22 protein-coding genes and 1 tRNA gene are annotated in these 24,680 nt (G+C 71.0%); 13 read left to right on the forward strand and 10 right to left on the reverse strand.

The features are described 5' to 3' along the window. Positions 1-49 precede the first annotated feature (49 nt). The 9 genes from HTZ77_RS03595 (at position 50) to HTZ77_RS03635 (ending at position 12,274) form a co-directional block, all read left to right on the forward strand. The gene (locus tag HTZ77_RS03595; RefSeq protein ID WP_328808395.1) at positions 50-802 is read left to right on the forward strand and encodes a TIGR03936 family radical SAM-associated protein; all 753 of its coding nucleotides are present in this window, start codon (positions 50-52) and stop codon (positions 800-802) included. Positions 803-945: 143 nt separating this feature from the next. Next, a complete protein-coding gene (locus HTZ77_RS03600; protein ID WP_235994310.1) occupies positions 946-3,945 on the forward strand; it encodes an Rne/Rng family ribonuclease in 3,000 nt (999 codons plus the stop codon). Positions 3,946-4,178: 233 nt separating this feature from the next. Further along, positions 4,179-4,481 carry a 50S ribosomal protein L21 gene (gene rplU / locus HTZ77_RS03605; RefSeq protein ID WP_175588001.1) on the forward strand — a complete coding sequence of 101 codons (303 nt, stop codon included), beginning with the start codon at positions 4,179-4,181 and terminating at the stop codon, positions 4,479-4,481. Between the two features lie 15 nt (positions 4,482-4,496). Then, on the forward strand, positions 4,497-4,754 hold the full coding sequence (gene rpmA, locus HTZ77_RS03610) for a 50S ribosomal protein L27 (protein ID WP_020546367.1): 258 nt from the start codon (positions 4,497-4,499) through the stop codon (positions 4,752-4,754). A gap of 328 nt (positions 4,755-5,082) precedes the next feature. After that, positions 5,083-6,435, forward strand: a complete 1,353-nt coding sequence (gene obgE / locus HTZ77_RS03615) for a GTPase ObgE (RefSeq protein WP_175588002.1) — start codon at positions 5,083-5,085, stop codon at positions 6,433-6,435. A 142-nt stretch (positions 6,436-6,577) separates the two neighbouring features. Further along, on the forward strand, positions 6,578-7,171 hold the full coding sequence (locus tag HTZ77_RS03620) for a TetR/AcrR family transcriptional regulator (protein WP_175588003.1): 594 nt from the start codon (positions 6,578-6,580) through the stop codon (positions 7,169-7,171). Between the two features lie 41 nt (positions 7,172-7,212). Continuing rightward, the gene (proB, locus tag HTZ77_RS03625; RefSeq protein ID WP_328808396.1) at positions 7,213-8,331 is read left to right on the forward strand and encodes a glutamate 5-kinase; all 1,119 of its coding nucleotides are present in this window, start codon (positions 7,213-7,215) and stop codon (positions 8,329-8,331) included. A 108-nt stretch (positions 8,332-8,439) separates the two neighbouring features. Beyond that, positions 8,440-9,720: a glutamate-5-semialdehyde dehydrogenase gene (locus HTZ77_RS03630; RefSeq protein ID WP_175588004.1), complete on the forward strand. Its 1,281-nt coding sequence runs from the start codon at positions 8,440-8,442 to the stop codon at positions 9,718-9,720. Between the two features lie 100 nt (positions 9,721-9,820). Next, positions 9,821-12,274 (forward strand): serine/threonine protein kinase, encoded by a 2,454-nt coding sequence (locus tag HTZ77_RS03635; protein WP_328808397.1) that lies wholly within the window; start codon positions 9,821-9,823, stop codon positions 12,272-12,274. An 88-nt stretch (positions 12,275-12,362) separates the two neighbouring features. Here the strand turns inward: HTZ77_RS03635 and HTZ77_RS03640 are convergent, their stop codons facing one another. Beyond that, positions 12,363-13,394, reverse strand: a complete 1,032-nt coding sequence (locus HTZ77_RS03640; protein ID WP_175588005.1) for a M48 family metallopeptidase — start codon at positions 13,392-13,394, stop codon at positions 12,363-12,365. Between the two features lie 87 nt (positions 13,395-13,481). Between HTZ77_RS03640 and nadD the strand changes: the two genes are divergently transcribed. Continuing rightward, positions 13,482-14,096: a nicotinate-nucleotide adenylyltransferase gene (gene nadD, locus HTZ77_RS03645; RefSeq protein ID WP_175588006.1), complete on the forward strand. Its 615-nt coding sequence runs from the start codon at positions 13,482-13,484 to the stop codon at positions 14,094-14,096. A gap of 15 nt (positions 14,097-14,111) precedes the next feature. Here nadD and HTZ77_RS03650 read toward each other — a convergent pair whose 3' ends face one another. Further along, a complete protein-coding gene (locus HTZ77_RS03650) occupies positions 14,112-14,462 on the reverse strand; it encodes a VOC family protein (protein WP_175588007.1) in 351 nt (116 codons plus the stop codon). 155 nt (positions 14,463-14,617) lie between these two features. Here HTZ77_RS03650 and rsfS point away from each other — a divergent pair, with 155 nt between their 5' ends. The 3 genes from rsfS (at position 14,618) to HTZ77_RS03665 (ending at position 15,828) form a co-directional block, all read left to right on the forward strand. Then, positions 14,618-15,013: a ribosome silencing factor gene (gene rsfS, locus HTZ77_RS03655; RefSeq protein ID WP_175588008.1), complete on the forward strand. Its 396-nt coding sequence runs from the start codon at positions 14,618-14,620 to the stop codon at positions 15,011-15,013. Beyond that, the gene (locus HTZ77_RS03660; protein ID WP_175588009.1) at positions 15,010-15,639 is read left to right on the forward strand and encodes a histidine phosphatase family protein; all 630 of its coding nucleotides are present in this window, start codon (positions 15,010-15,012) and stop codon (positions 15,637-15,639) included. Before rsfS ends, HTZ77_RS03660 begins: the two co-directional genes overlap by 4 nt. Before the next feature lie 116 nt (positions 15,640-15,755). Continuing rightward, positions 15,756-15,828: transfer RNA gene (locus HTZ77_RS03665), tRNA-Ala, on the forward strand. Between the two features lie 58 nt (positions 15,829-15,886). Here HTZ77_RS03665 and HTZ77_RS03670 read toward each other — a convergent pair. From HTZ77_RS03670 to HTZ77_RS03705, 8 genes are all read right to left on the reverse strand, one after another. Then, positions 15,887-16,555, reverse strand: coding sequence for an AIM24 family protein (locus HTZ77_RS03670; RefSeq protein ID WP_175588010.1), 669 nt, complete (start codon positions 16,553-16,555; stop codon positions 15,887-15,889). A 101-nt stretch (positions 16,556-16,656) separates the two neighbouring features. Then, complete coding sequence (locus HTZ77_RS03675; RefSeq protein ID WP_175588011.1) at positions 16,657-17,658, reverse strand: YbgA family protein; 1,002 nt, start codon at positions 17,656-17,658, stop codon at positions 16,657-16,659. Further along, positions 17,655-18,131: an RNA polymerase sigma factor gene (locus tag HTZ77_RS03680; RefSeq protein ID WP_175588012.1), complete on the reverse strand. Its 477-nt coding sequence runs from the start codon at positions 18,129-18,131 to the stop codon at positions 17,655-17,657. The genes HTZ77_RS03675 and HTZ77_RS03680 overlap by 4 nt, the downstream gene beginning before the upstream one ends. An 80-nt stretch (positions 18,132-18,211) precedes the next feature. Continuing rightward, positions 18,212-19,132: a MerR family transcriptional regulator gene (locus HTZ77_RS03685; RefSeq protein WP_175588013.1), complete on the reverse strand. Its 921-nt coding sequence runs from the start codon at positions 19,130-19,132 to the stop codon at positions 18,212-18,214. A gap of 677 nt (positions 19,133-19,809) precedes the next feature. Further along, positions 19,810-20,844, reverse strand: coding sequence for a M60 family metallopeptidase (locus HTZ77_RS03690; RefSeq protein ID WP_175588014.1), 1,035 nt, complete (start codon positions 20,842-20,844; stop codon positions 19,810-19,812). Between the two features lie 172 nt (positions 20,845-21,016). Beyond that, on the reverse strand, positions 21,017-22,507 hold the full coding sequence (locus tag HTZ77_RS03695) for a PqqD family peptide modification chaperone (RefSeq protein WP_175588015.1): 1,491 nt from the start codon (positions 22,505-22,507) through the stop codon (positions 21,017-21,019). Between the two features lie 49 nt (positions 22,508-22,556). Further along, positions 22,557-23,600 carry a glycosyltransferase family 2 protein gene (locus HTZ77_RS03700; RefSeq protein WP_175588016.1) on the reverse strand — a complete coding sequence of 348 codons (1,044 nt, stop codon included), beginning with the start codon at positions 23,598-23,600 and terminating at the stop codon, positions 22,557-22,559. A gap of 437 nt (positions 23,601-24,037) precedes the next feature. Continuing rightward, on the reverse strand, positions 24,038-24,676 hold the full coding sequence (locus HTZ77_RS03705; RefSeq protein WP_175588017.1) for a 2'-5' RNA ligase family protein: 639 nt from the start codon (positions 24,674-24,676) through the stop codon (positions 24,038-24,040). Between the last annotated feature and the right edge of the window lie 4 nt (positions 24,677-24,680).

Below are 24,680 nucleotides of genomic sequence, written 5' to 3' on the forward strand. Positions count from 1 at the left end.
ACCTGTTCCCGACGGGCCCCCGCCCGCGCCCACGGTGCAGCGCCTGCGCGTGCGCTACGCCAAGCGCGGCCGCCTGCGCTTCACCAGTCACCGCGACATCTCGCGGGCCGTCGAACGTGCGGTCCGCCGTGCCGGCATTCCGGTGGCCTACAGCGCGGGCTTCTCGCCCCACCCGAAGATCTCCTACGCGGGCGCGGCGCCGACCGGTGTCGCCAGCGAGGCCGAATACCTCGAGATCGGCGTCACCACGCCGTGTGAGCCGGAGCGCATCCGCGGCGACCTCGACGGGTCGCTGCCGCCCGGGCTCGACGTGCTAGACGTCGTCGAGGCGGGGCCGGGAGGGCTCGCCGAGCGCCTGGAGGCCTCGGAGTGGGAGGTGCGGTTGCCGGGTGCGGATCCCGGGCTCGCCGGGGTGGCGGTGGAGAAGTTCCTCTCCGCCGGGGCCGTGGAGGTCGAGCGCCTCACCAAGAAGGGCCCACGCCGCTTCGACGCCCGCGAGGCCGTACTGAGGCTGGCGGTGTCCGAGGGGACAGGTAGAACCGCAGCTCAGGTGCCCGGACAGTCGTGTGTCATACTGCGCATGGTTGTTCGGCACATGACGCCTGCCGTTCGACCCGACGATGTGCTCGCAGGGCTGCGCCTTGTGGCCGACTTCGCGCCGCCGGTTCCCCCCGAGGTGACCAGGCTGGCGCAGGGGCTGCTGGACGTCGGCACCGGTGCGCTCGCCGACCCGTTCGACCTTGACCGCGAGACCACGCGCGGCGGCGAAACGGGACCGGTGGGTGAGCACGTCGCCGGTTAAGGGAGTGTCCCGCATGCGTGGGGCACGACCGCTGACAGGACTTGGCGCCCGTGCCCCTTGGCGGGGGCGCGGGCGGACAACGAAACACGAGAGCTCCTGCGCGGCGCGGCGACGCGCCCGGGAGCTGACGGGAGAGCGCCCGCATGCTCGAGAACGAGCCCAACACCGGGGCCACAGGCTCCGACGGCGGAACAACTGAACAGTCACCCACCACCCCGCGACGCAAGGTCGCGAGCCGGCCCGCCGGGCCGCCGCCCGAGATTCCCGAGGACGAGCCCGCACAGGTGACCGTCTCCGCGGCCGAGGCCGCGGCCCGGGCGCCGGAGGCGTCCGGGGGCAGCCCGGACGAGGCCGCGGTCGCCGGCGCCGTCGCGGAGGCCGTCTCCGCGGGGGGCGAGGATGACGCCTCCGCCGAGGCCGAGAAGCCCAAGCGATCCAGAACGCGTTCGACGGCCACCACCTCGCGCCGCCGCACCAGCAGGAAGGCCGAGGAGGCCGAGCCGGCCACCACGGGAGCGTCGGCCGGCGCCGCCGCCGACCAGAGCGGCGACCAGGGCGCCGAGCAGGCCGCGCTGGAGACCGCCGACCGCGTGCTCGCGGCCGGGAGCGCCGCGCCGGACACCGCGCCGGACACTGGGGCGGCTCCGGAGAGCGCCGAGGCCGAGGCCGCGGCCGCGGCCGCGCCGGTCCGTCGCCGGCGCACCCGCAAGAAGGCGGAGCCCGAGGCCGCGGCCGTCGCCGAGGGCGCCGGTCCCACCGGTGACGCCGGCGCGGTCGGCACCGAGGCCACCGCGATCGGCGCGGACCTTTCCACCGCCGGCACCTCTGCCGCCGGTGCTTCTGCCGCCGGCGGTGACGTCGCCACGGCCGGGTCCGCCCAGGGCGCGAGCGCGGCCGTCGAGGACGAGATCCTCGACGAGCTGCCCGAGGACGAGCCGCTCGACGACGAGCCCGCCGGCGAGGACCTCGACGAGGACACCGACCGGCCGAGCCTGCTCGCCGACCCGTTCGGCTTCTCCGCGCGCCGCGCCGACGAGCCGGACGCCGTGTTCCAGCGCCCCGCGGCGATCTTCGCTCCGCTGTTCCAGGCGCCCGACCCGACCCAGGCCCAGCCGTTCCGCCCCGAGCCCGTGCGCGCCGAGCCGGCGCGCCCCGAGCCCGAGGCGGCCGACGACGCCGACGAGAGCGACGAGACCGGCACGGACGAGGCGGACGTCTCCGACTCCGACTCCGACCAGGAGGAGGAAGAGGGCGGCAGCCGCCGTCGCCGCCGCCGCAGGGGCGGCCGCGGCCGCGGCAAGGCCCGCGAGCGCGACGAGTCCGACGGCGACGACTCCGACGAGGACGGCGACGAGGGCGAGGACGAGCAGCCCGAGGAGCAGCAGGACGAGGAGACCTCCAGCTCGCGCCGCCGGCGCCGCCGCCGCAGGCGCGGCACCGAGGACGGCGCCGAGCCGTCCGGCGACGACCCGCCCAACACCGTCGTCCGCATCCGCGCGCCGCGCTCCGGCCGCGCCTCGCTGGTCGACACCTCCGCCGACGGCGTGCAGAGCGTGCGCGGCTCCACCCGGCTGGAGGCCAAGAAGCAGCGCCGCCGCGAGGGACGCGAGCTGGGCCGCCGCCGGCCGCCGATCATCACCGAGTCGGAGTTCCTGGCCCGGCGCGAGTCGGTCGACCGCATGATGGTGGTGCGCCGCCAGGGCGACCGCACCCAGATCGCGGTGCTGGAGGACGGCGTCCTCGTCGAGCACTACGTCAACCGCGAGGCCAGCCAGTCGTACGTCGGCAACGTCTACCTGGGCAAGGTGCAGAACGTCCTGCCCTCGATGGAGGCGGCGTTCGTCGACATCGGCAAGGGCCGCAACGCCGTCCTGTACGCCGGTGAGGTCAACTTCGACACCGCCGGCCTGGAGGGCCAGCCCAAGCGCATCGAGTCGGCGCTGAAGTCCGGCCAGTCGGTGCTGGTGCAGGTCACCAAGGACCCGATCGGCCACAAGGGCGCCCGCCTGACCTCGCAGATCAGCCTGCCCGGCCGCTACCTGGTCTACGTGCCCGACGGCTCGATGACCGGCATCAGCCGCAAGCTGCCCGACAAGGAGCGCACCCGCCTCAAGAGCATCCTGAAGAAGGTCATGCCGGAGAACGCGGGCGTGATCGTGCGCACCGCGGCCGAGGGCGCCTCCGAGGAGGAGCTGGCCCGCGACGTGGCCCGCCTGTCGGCGCAGTGGGAGAACATCCAGAAGAAGGCCAAGTCGGCCAGCCCGCCCGAGCTGCTGTCGGCCGAGCCCGACCTCACCATCCGCGTGGTGCGCGACGTCTTCAACGAGGACTTCAGCTCGCTCGTCGTGCAGGGCGAGGAGGCGTGGGAGACGGTCGAGGAGTACGTCAAGTACGTCGCCCCGCACCTGGCCGAGCGGCTGTCGCGGTGGGACGGCGACCAGGGCGACGTCTTCGAGTCGTACCGGATCGACGAGCAGCTCGGCAAGGCCATGGAGCGCAAGGTGTGGCTGCCCAGCGGCGGCTCGCTGGTGATCGACCGTACCGAGGCGATGACCGTCGTCGACGTCAACACCGGCAAGTTCACCGGCCAGGGCGGCAACCTCGAGGAGACCGTCACCCGCAACAACCTGGAGGCGGCCGAGGAGATCGTCCGCCAGCTCAGGCTGCGCGACATCGGCGGCATCATCGTCATCGACTTCATCGACATGGTGCTGGAGTCCAACCGCGACCTGGTGCTGCGGCGGCTGCTGGAGTGCCTGGCCCGCGACCGGACCAAGCACCAGGTGGCCGAGGTCACCTCGCTCGGCCTGGTCCAGATGACCCGTAAGCGGGTCGGTCAGGGGCTGCTGGAGGCGTTCTCCACGCCGTGCGAGTGCTGCAACGGGCGCGGGCTCATCGTCTCCACCGAGCCGGTGGAGGCCAAGCCCGAGCCGCGGGGCACGCAGGGCAAGATGTCCGTCGAGAAGGCGGTGGCCGAGAAGCTGGGGGACAAGGGCGGGGAGAAGGTTTCCGCGGCCAAGGACTCCTCCGGCCGTGATACCGTGACCGGTGCGCTTGATGACGTCCCGACTGAGGACGACCAAGCAGGCCAGTCTTCCGGCAGGGGGCGGCGACGCTCCCGCCGAGCCAAGTCCGCCGAGTAGCCCCCTGAGTGGCTGCTCGAAGGACTGTCCGACGATCCGTCCGGTTCGCCTCGGGCACCGTTAATCCGGTACCCTAGTGGATCGGTGCGTCAGGTGACGTGCCCTGTTGGCGCGCCCACTCGGTTCGTTGGTTCCAGACAGGATGCGGGTGCGGGCGCAGCACTCGGCAGTCAACGGCCGCCCCGTCCGGGACGGCCGTGGATCGCAACAGTAGACAGTAGAAGGGTTCCGCGGTGTACGCGATCGTTCGTTGCGGCGGCAGGCAGCAGAAGGTCTCCGTCGGTGACGTCCTCGAGGTGGACAAGGTCGCCGGCGAGGTCGGCTCTTCGATTTCGCTGCCGACGGTGCTCGTCGTCAACGACGGCGATGTGACCACGGAGGCGGGCAAGTTCATGGTCAGCGCCGAGATCCTCGGCGAGACCAAGGGTCCGAAGATCCGCATTCTCAAGTACAAGAACAAGACCGGTTACAAGAAGCGCCAGGGTCACCGCCAGCGGTACACCCAGGTGAAGATCACCGGTATCGACCAGGCCTGATCGGGAGTTTGAGAGATGGCACACAAGAAGGGCGCGTCGTCCACCCGGAACGGCCGTGACTCCAACGCTCAGCGCCTGGGCGTCAAGCGCTTCGGCGGCCAGCTGGTCAACGCGGGCGAGATCATCGTCCGTCAGCGTGGCACCCACTTCCACCCCGGCGACAACGTCGGCCGCGGTGGCGACGACACGCTGTTCGCGCTGACCGCGGGTCACGTGCAGTTCGGCGTCAAGCGCGGCCGTCGCGCCGTGAGCATCGTCCCGGTCGCGGAGTAACTCGCGGAGTAATCCGCAACCGGAGAGCGTTAGCAAGGGGTGGATCGGTTCCTCGATCCACCCCTTCGCGTTTGTTCGTGACCGCCCCGCTCACGTGGGGCGGGTCTCGCTGGGACGGGCGCGTGTCGTGCGTACGAGGCGCCTGCGCGACCGGGGGCCCGTGCGTACGAGCCGCCTGCGCGACCGGGGCCCGTGCGTACGGCGGCTGGACAGTGGGCGCCGAAGCACGAGGCGTCCGGGCGAGAACCCGCGGAAGGCGGGCCGCGGCGGACCGTCCGCGGAAGACTGGGAAGACAACCCCTGCACGGGGGCGTGAGGAGAGGCGGACATGCCGGACTTCGTGGACCAAGTGGTCCTGCACGTCAGGGCCGGTGACGGAGGGAACGGCTGCGCCTCCATCCACCGGGAGAAGTTCAAGCCGCTCGGCGGCCCCGACGGGGGCAACGGCGGCCGGGGCGGTGACGTGATCCTGGAGGTGGATCCCAACACCGCGACCCTGCTCGACTACCACCGCCGCCCGCACCGCAAGGCCGACAACGGCAAGCAGGGGCAGGGCTCCAACCGCGACGGCGCCAACGGCGGCGACGTCGTCCTGGCCGTGCCCAACGGCACCGTGGTCAAGGACGCCGACACCGGCGAGGTGCTGGTGGACCTGATCGGCGCCGGCACCCGCTACGTGATCGCCAACGGCGGCCACGGCGGCCTCGGCAACGCCGCGCTGGCCAGCACCAAGCGCAAGGCCCCCGGGTTCGCGCTGCTCGGCGAGCCGGGCGACGCGCTCGACGTGATGCTGGAGCTCAAGAGCGTCGCCGACGTCGCCCTGGTCGGCTTCCCCAGCGCCGGCAAGTCGTCGCTGATCGCGGCGCTGAGCGCGGCCCGGCCGAAGATCGCCGACTACCCGTTCACCACGCTCGTGCCCAACCTCGGCGTCGTCACCGCCGGCGACAACGTCTTCACGGTCGCCGACGTGCCCGGGCTGATCCCCGGCGCGTCCCAGGGCAAGGGCCTCGGCCACGAGTTCCTGCGCCACGTCGAGCGGTGCGACATGCTCGTCCACGTCATCGACTGCGCCACGATGGAGCCCGGCCGCGACCCCGTCACCGACTACGAGGTGATCGAGGCCGAGCTGGAGGCGTACGGCAAGCTGGGCGACCGGCCGCGCATGGTGGTGCTCAACAAGGCCGACGTGCCCGACGCGCAGGAGCTGGCCGAGCTGGTCAAGTCGGAGTTCGAGGCGCGCGGGCTGCGGGTGTTCACGGTGTCGGCGGCCACGCACGCCGGACTGCGCGAGCTGACGTTCGCCATGGGCGAGTGGGTCGCCGCCGCCCGCGCCAACCGGCCGGTCGAGGAGCCCACCCGTCTGGTGATCAAGCCGCGGCAGCTCGGCGAGGCCGGGTTCACGGTCCGCAAGGTCAACGACAACCTCTTCCAGGTCACCGGCGAGAAGCCGGAGCGCTGGATCCGGCAGACCGACTTCAGCAACGACGAGGCCGTCGGCTACCTCGCCGACCGGCTGGAGCGGCTGGGCGTCGAGGAGGAGCTGGTCAAGGCGGGCGCGAGCGCCGGCGCCGAGGTGGTCATCGGGTCCATGGAGGGCGGTTACATCTTCGACTGGCAGCCGACGCTGTCCGCCGAGTCCGTCCGCACGGGTCCGCGCGGCACCGACAGCAGGCTCGGCTAGCGCCCGCGCGGCACCGCCAGCAGGCTCGGCCAGCGCCCGCGCGGCGCGGGCGGCGTTCGGTCAGGGCGCGTCGTTGCGCCGATCGCCGCTAGGGTTGGTCAGTGTTCACCAAGGCGCGGACGTAGGGGAGAGGCGCGGCCCGGTGCGACAGCCCACGACTCGCGAGCGCATCCTGGCCGCCGCCGCGCGGCTCCTGGACGAGGCCGGGCTGGCCAAGGTCACCACCAAGGAGATCGCGCGGGTGGCGGGCTTCTCCGAGCCCACGCTGTACAAGCACTTCCGCGATAAGGAGGACCTCCTCCTGGCGGTCCTGCACGACGGCCTGCCCTACATCGACGCCCTCTCCGACCTGCCCGCGCGGGCCGGCACGGGCACGGTCGAGGGCAACCTGCGCGACGTGGCCGAGCAGGCGTCGGGGTTCTTCGACCGGTCCATCCCGGTGGGGTCGGCGATCTTCGCGGAGCGCGACATGCTGGCCAAGCAGCGGGCCCGGCTGCGTGAGGCCGACCTGGGGCCGCAGCTCGCCGAGCGGCTGGTGGCCGCGTACCTGCGCGCCGAGCAGCGGCTGGGCCGGGTCTCGGCGGAGGTGGTCCCGGAGGCGGCGGCCGCGCTGCTGGTGGGGGCGTGCTTCTACCGGGCGTTCGTACGGGCGTACATGGGGGAGGGGCCGGCCTTCACGCCGGACGTCGTCACGACCCTGCTCCACGGTCTCACGCCCGACGCCTCCACCAGGTGACGGGCGAATGCTCATGCCCGGCCTCGGATAGGCTTCCAGGTGTGCGCGAACGGATCAGCTCAGCGTCGAAGGTCGTCGTCAAGGTCGGCTCCTCCTCGCTGACCACCCCTCAGGGAACGATCGACGTGGACCGGGTCGACGCCCTGGTCGACGTCCTCGCCGCGCGCCGCCGCACGGGCACCCAGATCGTGCTGGTCTCCTCGGGAGCGATCGCCGCGGGCCTCGGCCCGCTCGGGCTGGCCACGCGCCCGCGCGACCTCGCCACGCAGCAGGCCGCCGCCTCGGTCGGCCAGGGCGTGCTCGTCGCGCGCTACACCTCCTCCTTCGCCCGGTACGGCCTGCGGGTCGGCCAGGTGCTGCTGACCGCCGACGACATGATGCGCCGCGCCCATCACGCCAACGCCCAGCGCACCCTCACCCGGCTGCTGGAGCTCGGCATCATGCCGATCGTCAACGAGAACGACACCGTCGCCACCGACGAGATCCGCTTCGGCGACAACGACCGGCTGGCGGCGCTGGTCGCCCACCTCGTCCACGCCGACGCGCTGGTGCTGCTGTCCGACGTGGACGCCCTCTACGACGGCCCGCCGAGCCGCAGCGGCTCCCGGCGGCTGACCGAGATCCGCGGCCCCGAGGACCTCGTGGGCGTCGAGCTGGGCAGGAACGGCGCGGCCGTCGGCACCGGCGGCATGGTCACCAAGGTCCAGGCGGCGCGCATCGCCACCGGCGCGGGCGTACCGGTCGTGCTGACCGCCGCCGCGCACGCCGCGCAGGCGCTGGCCGGCGCCGACGTCGGCACCTACTTCCACCCGGGCGGCCGGCACCCCGGCACCCGGCTGCTCTGGCTGGCGCACGCCACGACCGGCCGGGGGCGGCTGCACCTCGACGACGGCGCGGTCGAGGCCGTCGTGACGCGCCGCAAGTCGCTGCTGCCGGCCGGGGTCACCTCCGTGGAGGGCGAGTTCGCCGCCGGTGACCCCGTCGACCTGTGCGCGCCGCGGGGCGCGGTGGTGGCGCGCGGGCTGGTCAACTTCGACGCGGGTGAGATCCCGGGCCTGCTGGGCCGGTCCACGCGGGAGCTGGCCAGCGAGCTGGGTCCGGAATATGAACGCGAGCTGATCCACCGAGACGACATCGTCATACTGGAGTCTCACGGCTGACCTGCCGCCGCCCCGTCGCACCCGTGACAGGGCAGGCGGGTTCGCGGGGCGCGGCGACGCCTCCCCGAGGCCGGCATGTCGATCCAGCACGACAACGAGGAGCGTGTGATGTCCGAGGAGTTCCTGAAGGTCGCCCGCGCGGCACGAGAGGCCGCCGCCGAGCTGGCCCCGCTGCCGCGGGCGCCGAAGGACCGGGCGTTGCGCGCCGTCGCCGACGCCCTGGAGGCCCACGCCGCCGAGATCGTCGAGGCCAACGCCGAGGACGTCGAGCGGGCCCGCGAGCAGGGCACGTCCGAGGCGATGATCGACCGGCTGCGGCTCGACGAGGACCGGATCCGGTCCGTGGCCGACGCGGTGCGGCAGGTGGCCGACCTGCCCGACCCGGTCGGCGAGGTCGTGCGCGGCTCCACCCTTCCCAACGGGCTGGAGCTGCGGCAGCTCCGGGTGCCGCTCGGCGTCATCGGCATCATCTACGAGGGCCGCCCCAACGTGACCGTCGACGCGGCGGCGCTCTGCCTCAAGAGCGGCAACGCGGTGCTGCTGCGCGGCTCGTCCAGCGCCTACTCCTCCAACACCGCGCTCGTGCGGGTCATGCAGGAGGCGCTGGCGGCGACCGAGGTGCCGGCCGGGGCCGTGCAGCTCGTGCCCGGCCTGACGCGCGACTCGGTCAAGGAGCTGATGCGGGCGCGCGGGCTGGTCGACGTGCTCATCCCGCGCGGCGGCGCCTCGCTGATCAACTCGGTGGTCGAGGAGTCCACGGTGCCGGTCATCGAGACCGGGGTGGGCAACTGCCACGTGTACGTGGACGCCGAGGCCGACCCGAGGCTGGCGGTGGAGATCCTGGTCAACGCCAAGGCGCAGCGGCCGTCGGTGTGCAACGCGGCCGAGACGTTCCTGGTGCACGCCGGCATCGCCGAGACGTTCGTGCCCATGGCGCTGCGGGCGCTCAAGGAGGCCGGCGTGACGGTCCACGGCGACGACCGGATCGCCCGCTTCGGCGAGGTCGTGCCCGCGACCGAGGACGACTTCCGCGCCGAGTACCTCTCGCTGGACATCGCCGCGGCGGTCGTCGACTCGCTGGAGGACGCGGTGGCCCACATCCGCGCGTACGGCTCCGGGCACACCGACGCGATCGTCACCCGCTCGCAGGGGGCGGCGCGCCGGTTCGTGTCGCTGGTCGACTCGGCGGCCGTGGCAGTCAACGCTTCCACCCGCTTCACCGACGGCGGCGAGTTCGGGTTCGGCGCGGAGATCGGCATCTCCACGCAGAAGCTGCACGCGCGCGGCCCGATGGGTCTTCCGGAGCTGACCTCCACCAAGTGGGTCTACACCGGCGAGGGTCAGTTGCGCACCTCCGAGGGCACGGTCATCGCCGGGGCGGGCTGCTGACCCGACACGGCGAGCGAAAGTCTCGGCGCGCCTCGGACAACACCGGCCCTTCCGGCGCTAAGGTTGTGCCCCTTATGGGCGTGCCGGGCAGGAGGGGACGGTGAGCAAGCTCGGCAAGGTCGGGCCGTATACCTTGCTCGAGCGGCTCGGCCGGGGTGGCATGGGCGAGGTCTACCTCGCCGGCTCCCGGCGCGGCGAACGAGTCGCACTCAAGGTCCTGCACGAGCTCGCTCAGGATGATTCGTCCAGGATTCGGCTGGAACGCGAAGTTCGTGCGCTCCGCCGGGTGGAGAGCCCGTACGTGGCCAAGGTGCTCGACGCCGACCTCGACTGCGCCCGGCCGTACCTCGTCATGGAGAACATCGAGGGCGTCACGCTCCTCGACCGCGTCCGCCAGGACGGCCCGCTCGACATGGCCAACCTCGTGGACATGGCGCAGGGCATCGCCGCCGCCCTGGCGATCATCCACGCCGCCGGGGTGGTCCACCGCGACCTGAAGCCCGCCAACATCATCATGGGCGCCGAGGGGCCGGTCCTCATCGACTTCGGCATCGCGCAGGTGCACGACGCCACCCGGCTCACCCTGACCGGCACGTTCCTCGGCACTCCCGGCTACACCGCGCCCGAGGTCTTCGCCGACGAGCCGGTCGAGTCGCCGGCCGACATCCACGGCTGGGCGGCGACGGTGGCGTTCGCGGCGACGGGACGCCCGGCCTTCGGGCGCGGCACGCCCGAGGCACAGATGTACGCGGTGCTGAACGGCCAGGCCGACCTCAAGGGCGTGCCCGTGGCGCTGCTGCCGCTGGTGCGCGCGGCGCTCAACCGCGAGCCCGTCAAGCGGCCCACGGCGGCGCTGCTGGCCGACCGGCTGTCGCGGCTGGCCCGGGTGACCGGGCGGTCTCGCTCCGCCCTGGCGTCGAAGGGCCTGCTCGCGGCCCCCGTGGCCGAGGACACGCGTGCTCCGGCCGCGGACGACGCGCACCGGGAGGACGGTCGCGCCGCGGGGCCGAGGGGCCGGGCGGGCGGCGAGACCGGTCCTCGCGGCCGCTCCGCGGGCGACGCGGAGCCGCGCACCGGCGACTCCGATCCACGCCCGCGTCCGCGCACCGGAGACTCCAATGCGCGTCCGCGCTCTGGAGACTCTGGTCCGCGTCCGCGTCCTGGGGATTCCGCTGCGCGCCCGCGCGCCGGGGACTCCGGTTCGCGGGCGCGTTCCGGTGGCGAGCCGGGGTCGCGTACGCGGTCGAGCGGCGACTCGGGGCCGCGTACGGGTGACTCGGGACCGCGTCCGCGCGGCGGCGGCGAGCCGGCGGGCCGCACGGGAGGCGACGCGGCGGCCCGTGGGCGCGCCGCGGCCGACGGGAGCGCCCGCGCCCGCTCCGCCCAGGACGGCGACGTCCCGCCGCCGCGTGGCCGGGCGACGGCCGACGGTCCGCGCACCCGCACGGGCGCGGCCGGAGATGTCACGCCGCGCCCCAGGACGGGCTCCACCGGTGACGTCGCCCCGAGGTCGAGGACGGGCGCCGGCGACGCCGCGGCGCGCCCGCGGTCCGGCTCCACCGGCGACACGCCGCGCCCGCGGTCCAGCGGTGCCAACGGCGACACGCCGCGTCCCCGGACGGGCTCCACCGGAGACGTCACGCCCCGCCCGCGGACGGGGGGCGGCGGGGAGGCCGCTCCGCGTCCCAGGCCGGCGGGTGATGCCAACGCCCGGCCGAGAACGGCCGCCGAGGCCACCCGCACCCGTACGGCCGCCGAGGCCGCGCGGTCGCGCACGACCGGGGACGTCACCCCGCGCCCGCGCACGACCGGCGAGGCCGTCGCCCGTGGGCGTGCCGTCGCCGACGGGAGCGCCCGGGCCCGCACCGCCGCGGAGGGGAAGGTGCCCGCGCCGCGCGGCCGGACCGAGGCGAAGACCCGCGGCCGGACCGCGGAGGGCGCCAAGCCGATGACCGCGCGGGCCCGCGCCAAGGCGGCGGCCGCCCAGGCGCGGGGCGGCCGCGCCGCCCGGTTCCGCTCGGAGCCGGGCACCACCTCGCTGCCCGCGGGCAACGCCGCCCTGCTGCTGCTGGCGGTGCTGGCCGTGCCGTGCGTGGTGGCGTCGGTGATGTGGCCGATCGCCTCGATCGGCGTCACGGCGGTGTTCGTGGTGCTGACGCGGGCCATCTGGATGAGCCACTGGATGGTCCGCAACCGCGCGTCACGGCGCTGGCGGGTGGCGCTGCGGGTGTTGTTGTTCCCGTTCGCCGCGACCGGTTCGGCCGTGACGGCGGCGGTGTGGCCGGGCGTGCCCGTCGTGGTGGCGGCGGGCGGGGCGCTCTGGCTCACCGGCGGCGGCCAGATCGGTTCCGACTGGTGGCAGCAGCCCGCGCCGGTGACCGCCGCCGGCGTGGTGTTCGGGATGTTGTGCGGCGGCATCACCGGCCGCGAGATCGAGCGGATCGGCGCCCGGCTGCCGGAGCTGCGCCGTGAGGGGCTGCGCGCACTGGCCGTGCTGGGCGGGTTCGTCGCCCTGTGCGCGGCTGCCGTGCGCGCGATCTCCCTGCTGCTCTAGACGGGCTCCCTGCTGCTCTGGACGGGCTCCCTGCTGCTCTGGACGGGCTCCCTGCTGCTCTGGACGCGCGCCCCGCGCGGGCTGCCGGTCAGCCCTGGCCGCCGTCGCGGCGGGAGAAGCGGTTGAAGATGCGCTCGCCGGCGTTGACGGCGCCCTCGGCCACGTCGCGCAGCACGCCGATGAACGGGTCCTGCGACTGCGACCAGGAGGCGCGGTAGGACTCGGCCGCCGCCTTGACCTCGTCGGTGACGCGGGCGTTGGCGTCGTCCTCGCGGCGGGGGTAGTCGCCGCCGACGATCCGGTCGTACTCGCCGCTGCGCTGCCACTTGTCCAGCTCGGCCACGCGCACCACGGCGAACGGGTGGGTGGTGCCGAGCAGGTTGAGGACCTTGAGGAAGCCGTCGCGCAGGTCGCCCGCGGTGTCGTACTCGTGGTACTGCGCGAGGAAGGCCTCGATGTTCATCTCGTGGGTGTAGGCGCCGCCGGCCAGCTTCATCAGGGCGCGCTTGGCCGCGTCCGGGTCCTGCCCGACGAGCAGGCCGCCGCGGTCGCAGGACAGCTCCGACTTGCGGTACCACTCCTCCAGGCCCGCCACGATGGCGCGCAGCCCGATGTAGCCGAGCGGGATCCACGCGACGCGGGTGGCCAGGCGGGTGAGGATGTCGAGCATGGTGCGGTAGACCGCGTGCCCCGACAGGATGTGCGCGGTCTCGTGGCCGATGACGAAGCGCTGCTCCTCCTCGTTCATGAGGTTGAGCAGGCCGGTGGTCACGACGATGAACGGGTCGTCGAAGCCGATGGCCTTGGCCTGGACCTGCGGGTCCTGCTGGACGTAGATCTCGGGGATCCGGTGCAGGTCGAGGGTGTAGGCGGCGTCGCGCCCCATGTCGTACAGGGAGCGGAACTGGGTCTCGCTCACCCGTACGGACGAGGCGAGGTACATCAGGCGCAGCCGGCGCTCGCTGATGAGACCGGACATCTGCTTGAGAACCGTGTCGAACCCACTCAGCTTACGCAGAGCGACCAGGGCGGACCGGTCTGCGGGGTGTTCGTAGGCACGGGACGAGATGCCGGGCAGTTGGACGCGGTTGCGGTCCGGGGTGGTCGTCATGCCCGGCATGCTACGTCGGCATCGAGGGCCGCGCGCGTGTCTCGCCGAGGGGGGTCCCCTCATCTTGGGGTAGGGGTCCCGCGTAAGGTCCGACTCATGATGAATGCGCCTGGTGTCCAGGGGAAGCGACGCGTGGGTGTGATGGGTGGGACGTTCGACCCCATCCACCACGGTCACCTGGTCGCCGCCAGTGAGGTGGCGCACCACTTCGAGCTCGACGAGGTCGTGTTCGTGCCGACGGGCCGGCCGTACCAGAAGTCGGAGCGCGAGGTGTCGGCGCCCGAGGACCGCTACCTGATGACGGTGATCGCCACCGCGTCCAACCCGCGGTTCTCGGTCAGCCGGGTCGACATCGACCGGCCGGGCCCGACCTTCACCATCGACACGCTGCGCGACGTCGCCGCCGCGTACGGGCCCGACTCCGAGCTGTTCTTCATCACCGGCGCCGACGCCCTCGGCGCCATCCTCACCTGGCAGGACGCGAGCGAGCTGTTCGGCCTGGCGCACTTCGTCGGCTGCACCCGGCCCGGCCACACGCTGCGCGACCCCGGCCTGCCCGAGGGCAAGGTCACCCTGCTGGAGATCCCCGCCCTGGCCATCTCGTCCTCGGAGTGCCGGGCGCGCGTGGCCAACGGCGAGCCGATCTGGTACCTCGTCCCGGACGGCATCGTGCAGTACATCAACAAGCGCAACCTCTACCGCCAGGACTGACCGGGCGCCCGCCGGTCAGCGCCGGTGGCTGAGGACGTTGACCACGCGGCCGTTCGGGTCGCGGACGAAGAATCGCCGCACACCCCACTCCTCGTCGCGCAGCGGGTGCACGATCTCGGCCCCGCTCGCCCGGACGGCCTCGTAGGCCGCGTCCACGTCGTCCACCTCGATGCTCAGGTCCGGGGCGACGGGCGCGGTCAGGTCCTCGGCCATGAAGCTGACCTGGGCGGCGGGATGGGAGGGAGAGGCGAGCGTCATGATCCAGCCGTGGTTCATGACCTCCTCCAGGCCCAGCAGGCCGTAGAACTCGGCGCTCTCCCGCGGGGCCTCGGAGCGGACGTTCGGGACGACGCGGCGTACGGACATCGGTGGTTCCTCCTCGACGGCGTGGACCGATGGCACCATCATCGCGTTCACGAGGTGTACGCCCAGGGCTTCCGTGGCGGGAGTGAGGGGTTCCGGCGGAGAAGGTAGGCTCAACCCAGGGCAGTTTTGCCGACACAGGAGGACAGACCCGCATCGTGACCGCATCCGACAGAGCCGTCCAGCTGGTCAGGATCGCCGCTGAGGCAGCGGCGGACAAGCTGGCCGACGACATTCTCGCCTACGACGTGAGCGAGCAGCTCGTCATCACCGACGCCTTCCTGCTCTGCTCCGCCACCAACGACCGCCAGGTCCGCGCCATCGTCGACGAGATCGAGGACAGGCTGCGCACCGAGGCCGACGCCAAGCCCGTCCGCCGCGAAGGTGAGCGCGAGGGCCGCTGGGTCCTCCTCGACTTCCTCGACATCGTCGTGCACGTCCAGCACGAGGAGGACCGCACCTTCTACGCCCTGGAGCGGTTGTGGAAGGACTGCCCGGCGATCACGCTGCCGGAGAGCGTGATGCAGGCCAACATGCAGCGGGCCCGGAGTTGAGCAAGCGGATCGTCTGCCTCCGGCACGGGCAGACGCTGTGGAACGTCGAGCACCGCTTCCAGGGACACTCCGACATCCCTCTGGACGAGACCGGCCAGGCGCAGGCCACCCGGGCGGCGTCGCTGCTCGCGTCCCTGCGCCCCAGCATGATCGTCTCCTCCGATCTCCAGCGGGCCAACGACACCGCGCTCGCGCTCGGCCGGCTCGTCGGCCTGGACGTGGCCGTCGACAAGGACTTCCGCGAGCGGGGCGGCGGGCAGTGGGAGGGCCTCACCCGCGACGAGATCGCCGCCCGCTGGCCGCAGGAGTACGTCGCCTGGGAGGCCCCGGACGGTGAGCCCGTCACCGACGTGGCCGCGCGCGTCGCCGCCGCGATGCGCCGCTGGGCCGCCCGGCTCGACGACGACGGCCTGCTCGTGATCGCCTCCCACGGCGCCGCGCTGCGGCTCGGCATCTGCGAGCTGCTCGGCCTGCCCGAGGAGCTGTGGCCGGCGCTGGGCGGCCTGGGCAACTGCTCGTGGTCGGTGCTGCAGGAGGGCCGCAAGGGGTGGCGGCTGCTGGAGCACAACGCGGGCACGCTGCCCGAGCCCATCAGCAGCGACGACCGGCCCGACGCCCAGACCTGATCCCGCGAAGGGTGACGCGCGGCCCTTCGCGGCCCTTCGCGGCGATTAGGCGAATCGTACGGATGGCTATATGCTTCCCGAGCGCCGTTGACGAGAGCACTCGTGGACGGTGACCAGGGGCTATGGCGCAGTTGGTAGCGCGCCTCCATGGCATGGAGGAGGTCTGGGGTTCGAATCCCCATAGCTCCACAGAAACGAAGTCCCGCCCGATGGGCGGGACTTCGTCGTTTTCCGGCTCAGACCCGCCTCACTGGCCCTGGCGGGGGATGGGGTGGCCCTCGCTGGCCTGCACGAGCACGAACCCCTGCCCCTGGAAGGCGAGCTGGACGGCCTCGCCGCTGCCCCGGCCGATCAGCGCGCCCGCCTTGAACGTGCGGTTGACGCCCACGTGCAGCCCGGCGCTCCAGCACACGGCCGACTGGCCGTCGGCGAACGTCGGGGCCCGTGAGGCGTCGAGCATCACCGGAGCGCCGTGCGCGGTGACCGCCACCCAGCCGGTGCCGCCGATCGTCATGTTGAACAGGCCGCCCGCGGCGATCCCCGCGCCCTGGACCCGGTTGATGTCCCAGGTGAGCCCGGCGTCGAGGGCCAGCAGGTTGCGGCCGTTGACGGTCAGGGCCTCGTTCTCCAGGTAGAACAGGTGGATGTCGTCGGCGTTGTCGGCGAGGAACAGCAGGCCCTCGCCGGTGACGCGCATGAGCGGCGCGCCCTCGCCGGTCATGACCTTCTTCAGCAGCTTGCCCATGCCGCCCGCGCCCTCGTACGCGAAGTCCATGCGGCCCTGGAAGGCGACCATCGACCCCTGCCGCGCCAGCACCTCGGGCGGGAGCTGGACGCGCAGCATCTTGGAGTTCTGCAGGGCGAAGGTGGCGTGTCCCTGCTCGGAGCCGAGGTTGCCGAAGAGCGCGCTGCGCATGGGGCCTCTTTCTGTGACGTGCCCGTCCGGGGTGGCCGGTACCAGGGTGACGAACGGCGCGCCGCCCGGGTTCCCCACCGCCTCGCCCCACGCGCGCTCGCTCAGGCGGCGACGTGGTGCCGCAGGACCAGCTCGTCCGGGTACGGCGACAGGAACGTCTGCCGGCGCACGTAGGCCGCCCCCTGGTTCTCCTCGCCCTCGGCGTCGTGCCGGATCAGGGCCGCCGGGACGCTCAGCGGCACCAGGCCGGCCCGGTAGGAGCCGATGACGCCGGCCAGATGGTCACGCCGGGCCCGGTCGAGGCCGAGCATCCCCAGGCAGTGCTGGAGGGCGTTGACGTTGCGGCCGGGGCGGGCCCGGTGGGCGAGCGCCGCGCGGAACGCGCCCGCGTAGGCGGCGGCCGTCTCCTCGCGCGGCAGCGCGCCGGCGCGGGCCACGACGGCCCCGGCGGCCCGGTGGCCCGCCGGGTCGTGCGCGAGGAGCTGCATCTTGTGGCGGGTGTGGAAGGCCACCAGGTCGCGCGCCCGCCAGTCGCCGCCCAGCAGCGCGCGCAGCCGGGCGTGAGCGAAGATCCGCTCCACGAACGCCTCGCGGAGCATGGCGTCGTTCAGCCGTCCCTCGTCCTCGACGGGCAGCAGCGGGTGCGCCTCGACGACCGCCGCGGCGAACACGCCCCGCTGCCGCCGGTCGAGCGGCGGCCCGTCCTCGCCCGGGTAGAGCGGGATGCCGTGGACGCCGCACGTGGGGCTTCTCGCCTTGAACACGTAGCCGTCCACGTCGAGGGTCGCGGCGCGGGCCTCGGCCAGGGCCGTCATGCGGCCGGTGAGGTCGGCGCGGGTCTTCCTGGTCATCAGGCGCGGGCCCGACGGCGAGCGCTCCAGGCGGAGCGTCTCGCGCGGGGTGCCGAGGCCCAGCTCCATCTCGGGGCAGACGGGCACCCAGTCGACGTACGGGTCGAGCGGGCCGGACAGGAAGCGGTCGCGGCTGTGGCCGCCGTTGAAGCGCACCGGCTCACCGAGCAGGCAACTGGAGACCGCGACCCTGGGCCTGACCGCGTCGGCCGTGCCGGGGTCTCTGCCGTGGGCCGTGCCGCCGGAGGTCACGCCGCCTCCAGCAGGGTGGACAGGCGGTGCAGGCCACGGGCCGTACGGGCCTTGACGGTGCCGAGCGGCACGCGCAGCCGCTCGGAGATCTCCCGCTGGCTGAGGTCGCCGTAGTAGGCGAGCGCGATGGCCTCGCGCTGGACGTCCGGCAGCTCGGACAGCGCCCTGCGGACCAGGTCGCGCCGCGCGACCCCCTCGCTCTCCTCGCGGCCGTCGTCCCCCGCCGGCTCCCCGGCGGCCTCCAGCGACACGGTGGGCCGGCGGGCGCGCAGGTGGTCCACGGCGCGCTTGCGGGCGATGCCCAGCACCCACGCCTCCAGGCTGCGCGCGGGATCGTAGCGGTGCCTGGACCGCCAGACCTCGATGAACACCACCTGCGTCAGGTCGTCGATCTCCTCCGGCGGGACGAGACGGCGCAGGTACGAGCGGACCAGGGGTCCGTGGGTGCGAAAGCACTCGGCGAGCGGTTCCATGCGCTTTCCCTTCCTCAGATAACCTCTTCAAAACTTATTCAACGCGACGCGGCGGCGATGGGCAACCAAGGGCAGGGAGATCAGCGCAGCGTGTCGGCGACCAGGGTGACGGCCTCCCGCAGCGAGGCCACGCGCGTGACCCGGGGCGGGAGGTCCGGCCACCAGCCGGGGCCGCCGACGACGATCCGCGCCGGCGGGCGCAGCGCCGGAAGGGCGGCCAGCGGGGCGGGATCGCCCGTGGCGGCCTGGTGCGACCAGACGAAGACGACGGCGGGCCCGAGGCGCCGCATGGCGTCGGCCAGCGCGGTGTGCGGGGTGCGGGCGCCGAGGACGCGCGTGTCGACCCGGCGGTCGGTGGCCAGGGCGGCGGCCAGCGCGTGAACGGGCAGGCTGTGCTGCTCCTCCTCCGCGCAGGCCAGGAGCACGGGGCGGTCGTTGACCGGGTGGGCGGGGCGGACGGCGAGCGGGTGCAGGGCGGCCAGCAGCCGCTCGGAGAACAGGTGCTCGACGTCGATCCCGGCGCCGGTCGCGTCCTGCCTGCGGCTGATCGTGTCGAACACCGGGCACGCCAGGCGGTCCCAGGTGGGCACGACGCCGAGCCGGGCCAGCGCGGCGGCCAGGCCGTCGGTCACCGTCCGGCCGTCCAGCGCCGTCGCGGCCCTGGCCAGCATCGCGGCCGAGGGTACGTTCCCCGGCTCACCCCCGCCCTCGACGCCCTCTCGCGAGGCGGGAAAGGCCGGCGGGGCGGGGACGCGCAGCGCCTGGCGGGCGGCGTCGGCCGGGGGGACGCCGGCGTGGACGAGCCGGCTCATCTCCTCCAGCCGGGCCAGGTCGGCCCGGTCGTAGCGGCGGTGGCCGCCGGGGCTGCGGCGGCTCGGGCCGATGCCGTAGCGCAGGTTCCACGTACGCAGGGTCGGCGCGGGCACGCCGAGCCGCCGCGACACGGCACCGATGCCGTATCCAGGCTCCTCGGCGGCGTCCGCCGAGCCCGTCTCCTCCATGCAGGTGTCCCCGTCCTTCGCCGACGCCTGCCCATTCTTTCGGACGCCGCCACCTGCGGGTTGCAACCGGCGGCGGCCCGGCCCCGAAGATCGCGGCCCCTGTGGTGACGCCACCACGCGGTGTGCTGTAGATCTGCGCATAGCAGAAGGTCAGAGGTCGTGTCTTCAGCACACGGCGATGCCCCCGCGGCGGGCTGCGGCGCGTTCGCCCGGCTGGGCGGATCTCCGGTGGGGGACCGAGAGGGTGGCGCTCGTTCTGTTGACGGTCCCATGGGGCGAGCCCGCTTCGGACTCGACCGTGCGCCGGGCGCTGGATCCGGTCCGCTGCCTGCGAGCGATTGCCGATCAGGATCCCCCGGGGCGGACTCGGATGCGCAGGCGCGTGTGGCATCTGGTGGTCGCCGCCGAAACAGGGTTCCCTTGGCTGTTGGTCCGCCGGGTCCGGCCCCAGCCCGCGATCAGCGACAATTCACGCGCTGGAGAACAGGACCGGCTGAGAATGCACCGTCAACGTCAGCCGTCTCGGCTCAGCCTGCGGCCCCGTAGGAACCACTGTCCATCGGAGCGCCCAGACCGGCAGCGCCATCTGAGGACTATCAGGCGAAATTTCGCCCCGCTGATGGAGTCGGCTGACCCGGTCACAACGTGCGTAATCGAGGTCAGGCCTCCGTCGCCGGTCATTCGTGGAGTTCGAATAGATCTCTGTCGGGAAGTGGCAGGTTCAGGGAATTCGTCATGGCGCGATGAGATGCTTCAACAGGAAACAGCCATCGCGACGAGAAGAAGTCGGAGAGGTCCCGCCCGGTGGCGAGGCTCGCATAGTACGCAAGCAGGCCGTACCGGGTGTTGTCTGTCCGCGCTCGGGGGGCGTCCTGGCGGACAAGGCGGTGTGCTCGGCCCCACACCCCCGGGCCGTAGGCGAGCTCCAGTTGCCGAAGAGGGATGAGCCTTTCGAAATCATCCAACTGCTCATAGGGGACGGTCCCGCGCTTTGACAATGCCCGGTGATAGGCATTCCGGCCGTTCTCGCGGGCCTGCAGCAGACGAGAGGGCAAACCGAATCGGCGCTGCGTGGCGAGCGCATACAGATTCGCCGATACCTCGATCAGCGAGCCGGGAGTCAGAGCTGACAACTGATGCTGGTGGCCGAGCTCATGCCATAATCCCCATCCGAGCTGACGCACACCATTCACGCTCAGTATCTGATCAACGCATGACCGGGTGAATGCCACGTAGCCGTGCGTGGCGTAGGCGCGAACACCGAATGGCGCTTGGTCGACTTCTGTCAGGTGGAAAGGATTGCGATTGGCCATGTGCGCGGGGGCGCTGGCGTCCAGTCCACTGTACTGGGCCTGACTTCGAATGACGGTCCTTATCGAACGCAGCAGCATTTCATGATTCTCTGCGCGGAACGACAGTGCGCTGCGACGGGATACAGTGATGAAGAACCGGTCATCGACGAGCTCGGCATGCGGGCAATCCACATGTGCATCCAGTTGTCGGGAGAAGTCAGCTTCGCTGGTGGTGCGCGCGTGGAAGGTCGGCATCGGTATCGCACCGGAAACAAAGGTGGCAACATCGGCGTCACTGGACGGCGCCGCGCAGAGATATATGGGACCGCCGTGTGGGTCACGAATGACGTTGCTCCGCTCCCGTAGCTGATACCTTCTTGGGGAGGGGATCGCTGCGAAGCGATCGAAGACCCCGATCACGACAGACAGTCGAGAGCTCCTCGCGGTCACCCGCAAGCGAGAGTGCGGTCGCGCGTACAAGCCGGTGGGATTCAAGCTCGACGCGCGATGTCTCTGCGCGAGACGCTCGCGTTCGGCTTCGGCGGATGGTCGGCCGTCCACAGCTATCATCATTCCGTGTTTCGCCGAACGTTCAGGAAGTCGAAGGCGCGACGAGGATCAGCTGCGCCTCTATCAACTCGGTGAGAACGCGAAGAACTTCGTCCTCGCGGCCGGGGTCATCACTGTTCTCACAGACATGATCGACCAGCGTGCCGAGCTCGTCTGATCGCTGGAGTTGTTCCCAGATCCGGGTGCCCATCGGGCTCAAGTGTTTGAACACGCCTCGCGCCTTGTCAATGAGCACCCCGGTCTCGGAAGTCCACTGGCGTGAGTACAGGAGGTCAGCCCTCGGCCGGAGAGCGCCATGGGGGTATGCGAGCGCTTCGGTCGTGAGCCGACCTGTCGTCGGTGGTGGGGCGGACTTCGGAGCAAGGCTCTCCCGCATACCCCTGTCCGCCAGGGATCTGATCCAATACGACACGCCGTCACGTGGCTGGGAGCCGACCGCAGACGGAAAGACACTGCGCAAGCCGCCCCACGCCCGGCTGTTCAGATAGGCGGGCAGCAATCTCCATCTTCGTCGGGTGACTGCCGACACGGCCACGAAGGACAGCAGTGGCCGGCCGTTGACGGTGTCGAGGCCGATGCAGGCCTCGAACCACTTTCCGCCTCTCATCGCGATGACCGGTCCTAGACGCAGGTCTTCCCACCAGGTGAAAGCAGCGCCGAGATCTCGAGCATGTCCGGCACCAGGACAGAGCCGGAGCAACTCGTTCACCAAAGCGTCGTCGGGCGTTGATGTCTCGACGCGGGCCACACGCCTCACGTAGCGCTCCGAACCCAATCGGATCAGTAGCGCCAGCGCGGCGGCCTTCTGCTGGTCAGCATGATCACTTGCTTGTGCCAGCACACGGGTGAGCACCTCTTCATCGGTGTCGATGCTCCGGACTCCTCGGCTGTGCGCGGCATGGTGAAGTCTTCTGACGCATGTGATACCGGACGTCCACTTCATCTCGACACCCTGACGAAGCATGCGCAGCCACAGGTCCCAATCTTCGCCGCGCTCGATGTCCGCATAGCCACCTGTAGCCAGATAGATGGCTCGTTCATACAGAACTGCGGATGATCCGATGTGGTTCTCCACGGTCATGGACTCTGTCCGCCAGGGGGCGTCCCTAGCGTGGTGCCGGCGCGTGACCAAGCGGGATTGAAGGACATCGGCGTCCCAGTCGAACCACTCCGCCGCGACGAGCCGCACTCGTCCGTCGAGAGTGGCCAGCATGGCCTGGAGATGGTTCGGAAGCCATATGTCGTCGGCGTCGAGTTGGGCGATGTAGTCGGTGTTGCTGTGACGGATGCCAAAGTCACGGGCGATGCCGGGAGGGACGCGGGTATCCGTCTGTAGGTGAATGATCGGCAGGATACGCGTCCAGCGCGCGACAGAGGATGCGACGAGCTCGTCCGATCCGACGTTGATGACGATCACACTGTCCGGCGGTCTTGTCTGGCTCGCCACGGATGCGATCGCCTGCTCCAGGGCGTCGCCGGGCTGAAAAGCTGGAATGACAACGCCGACGCTCACCGTCAGACCTCTCCTCAAGTGTCGACTCGCATTCGAAATGCATGTCCGTTCATGGCTGGACGAGTACGTCTTTCGCATATCCGATGTCGAGAACTTTTCCTCTTTCGGTCGCAATGACGATGTCTTCCGCCGCAAGGCTGCCCGGGTCCTGCGGGATCGCGATGTATCCGAAATCATGGACGAGCTGCATCAGGGTCTCTTGGAGTCGGTCGTCGTTGAGAGATATACCGAACTCCGTGAAGAACCAGGAGTCGTCCTGCCTCTTGATGGCATTCAGTTTTCTCCGGCGTGCTGCGATGTCGCTGTCGAGGAGTAGTTGCAGCGCCTCGGCGAACCTCCTGTGCAGGGTTGCGGTTCGCATAGAGACCGAGAGTCTTCTTCCTGTGAGATGCAGCATGGCAAATCGCAGCCAGTTGTACACGTAGGCGCTCTCATCGATGTGATAGCTGGGGGAGTCTCGGAACTTGTGTGCGACCAGGATGTCGGGCACCACCACGCATGCCATTCCCATCAGCCATATACGCATGCAGAGCTCGGCATCCTCGTATCCGAAACCGCGCATGCCCTCGTCGAACATCCCGGATTCACGCCAGAGGTTTCTGCGGATAGCGAGGAATCCGCCCCCCAGGATGGGAACGTCCTGAATTCCCGGGTGGTACTCGGTCAGCCAGACGGGCTTAAGCGTCGAGTCGATGAGACTCATTCCGTAGGCGCGAGGGCTTTCTATGTCATCCGACGAGACGAATGCCGGCCCGGCGGCCCCGACCCTGCCATGCGCGAACGTCGCCGACAGTCCGTCCCACCAGCCGGGTTGCACATGGTTGTGCGCGTCCGAGAACACGATGAAAGGGGCGCTGCCGATCCTCGCGCCGATGTTGCGGGCGCGGGCGATCCCTTGGGTGGTCTTGTTCCTCGTGAGGATCACATCACTGTACCCCGGGCCGGTCAGAAAGTCTGCGCTCGCGTCATCCGATGCGTCGTCCACGACAATTATTCGCGCACTGTCCGTGGTTGTGTCCAGTAAGCAGTCTACGGTTCCTCGGAGCTGGGCACCTTCATTTTTGGAGATAACCACGACATCCAGGTCGGTCATCGCAGGCCCTTCATTAGGCTATTCGGAGAATATCGTCCGCCGGCCCTCGGGGCAGGCTCCGCCAGTATGGGTGCAGCAGGGATTGTCGGCCTTCCTGCTGCACCCATGCCTAGGCTACGGAACCTCTGGTGTTACCACGATTGAGTGGGTGTGATGGCCGGAAGCTCGTCCAGTTCGATCTCGTCCACCATTTCAATCTCAGGGTAGTTCTCGTCCATGTGAATTCCTTTCTGCCTTGTCGGATGGACTTCTCGAAGCTAACACTTGCCCGATTCTCTCTGCAAGTAATGATTTGAGTTGTCTTCGTCCATTTACGGGCGCGCGAATTCACCGCGACCCTGTTTCGAAAGAGCGCGTGACTTCGGCCGGATGTTTTTCAGTGGCGCTCTCTGGTCGGAGCGGAAGGCGGGGCCGTCCCGCGGGCATGACCGTCGCGGTTACCGGCCGCCGAGTCGTATGCGGTGAGCCGGAGCAAGCCAGCGATATTGGTTGTGCACCACATCTTGCGTCACCTCCACGAGCCAGATCTCATCGAGAAGCCACGCTGCCCGCCCGGGGCGTACCTGCCGGCGGAGAGCCTCCTGAACGACCCCTGAGTCGAACGACTCCAGTCCGTAGCCGAGCGTTAGGTGCGGAGGGAGGGCTGAATACTCGACCGCGCCGTCTCCCAGGACGGAGACGATGGCAGCACGCACACGCTCGTAGCACTCGTAGAGTCTCTGCCCCGGTAGATCCTGGTCCAAGTCCAGCGCTACTCCGGTGGCGCCAGCGAGCGCCGGGCCCACGGACAGCGTGAAGGGTTCGAGCTCGGCGAGCGCGGCCGCGAGGGCGTCACTCAACGCCTCCCGTGTGGAGGCGTTGACCTGTGCCCCCGTGACTCCTGTGATCAACTGCAGGGTCGCCTTCAACCAGGGATCGGGCACGATTTGGATGCCCGGGTATCGGTCGATGACCGCCCGGCAGTCCCGGACCAACGACGCGAGCTCCTTGTTCACTTCGAGATCGGGGACGAGGTAGAGGTGCATCTTCGTGATGCCCTCTGGCCAGACGGTGCTCCCCTGGATGAACTTGTCCATGCTT

Origin of the sequence: Nonomuraea montanisoli (assembly GCF_013363975.1) — a bacterium.
In the GTDB taxonomy this organism is placed as follows: domain Bacteria; phylum Actinomycetota; class Actinomycetes; order Streptosporangiales; family Streptosporangiaceae; genus Nonomuraea; species Nonomuraea montanisoli.

What these genes read in the sequence shown, in the direction of transcription:
- HTZ77_RS03630 (WP_175588004.1), top strand. Translation starts at nt 8,440, where the DNA reads ATGTCCGAGGAGTTCCTGAAGGTCGCCCGCGCGGCACGAGAGGCCGCC.
- HTZ77_RS03650 (WP_175588007.1), bottom strand. Translation starts at nt 14,462, where the DNA reads ATGTCCGTACGCCGCGTCGTCCCGAACGTCCGCTCCGAGGCCCCGCGG.
- HTZ77_RS03640 (WP_175588005.1), bottom strand. Translation starts at nt 13,394, where the DNA reads ATGCCGGGCATGACGACCACCCCGGACCGCAACCGCGTCCAACTGCCC.
- HTZ77_RS03685 (WP_175588013.1), bottom strand. Translation starts at nt 19,132, where the DNA reads ATGGAGGAGACGGGCTCGGCGGACGCCGCCGAGGAGCCTGGATACGGC.
- HTZ77_RS03680 (WP_175588012.1), bottom strand. Translation starts at nt 18,131, where the DNA reads ATGGAACCGCTCGCCGAGTGCTTTCGCACCCACGGACCCCTGGTCCGC.
- HTZ77_RS03700 (WP_175588016.1), bottom strand. Translation starts at nt 23,600, where the DNA reads ATGACCGACCTGGATGTCGTGGTTATCTCCAAAAATGAAGGTGCCCAG.
- nadD (WP_175588006.1), top strand. Translation starts at nt 13,482, where the DNA reads ATGATGAATGCGCCTGGTGTCCAGGGGAAGCGACGCGTGGGTGTGATG.
- rpmA (WP_020546367.1), top strand. Translation starts at nt 4,497, where the DNA reads ATGGCACACAAGAAGGGCGCGTCGTCCACCCGGAACGGCCGTGACTCC.
- HTZ77_RS03670 (WP_175588010.1), bottom strand. Translation starts at nt 16,555, where the DNA reads ATGCGCAGCGCGCTCTTCGGCAACCTCGGCTCCGAGCAGGGACACGCC.
- obgE (WP_175588002.1), top strand. Translation starts at nt 5,083, where the DNA reads ATGCCGGACTTCGTGGACCAAGTGGTCCTGCACGTCAGGGCCGGTGAC.
- HTZ77_RS03600 (WP_235994310.1), top strand. Translation starts at nt 946, where the DNA reads ATGCTCGAGAACGAGCCCAACACCGGGGCCACAGGCTCCGACGGCGGA.
- HTZ77_RS03705 (WP_175588017.1), bottom strand. Translation starts at nt 24,676, where the DNA reads ATGGACAAGTTCATCCAGGGGAGCACCGTCTGGCCAGAGGGCATCACG.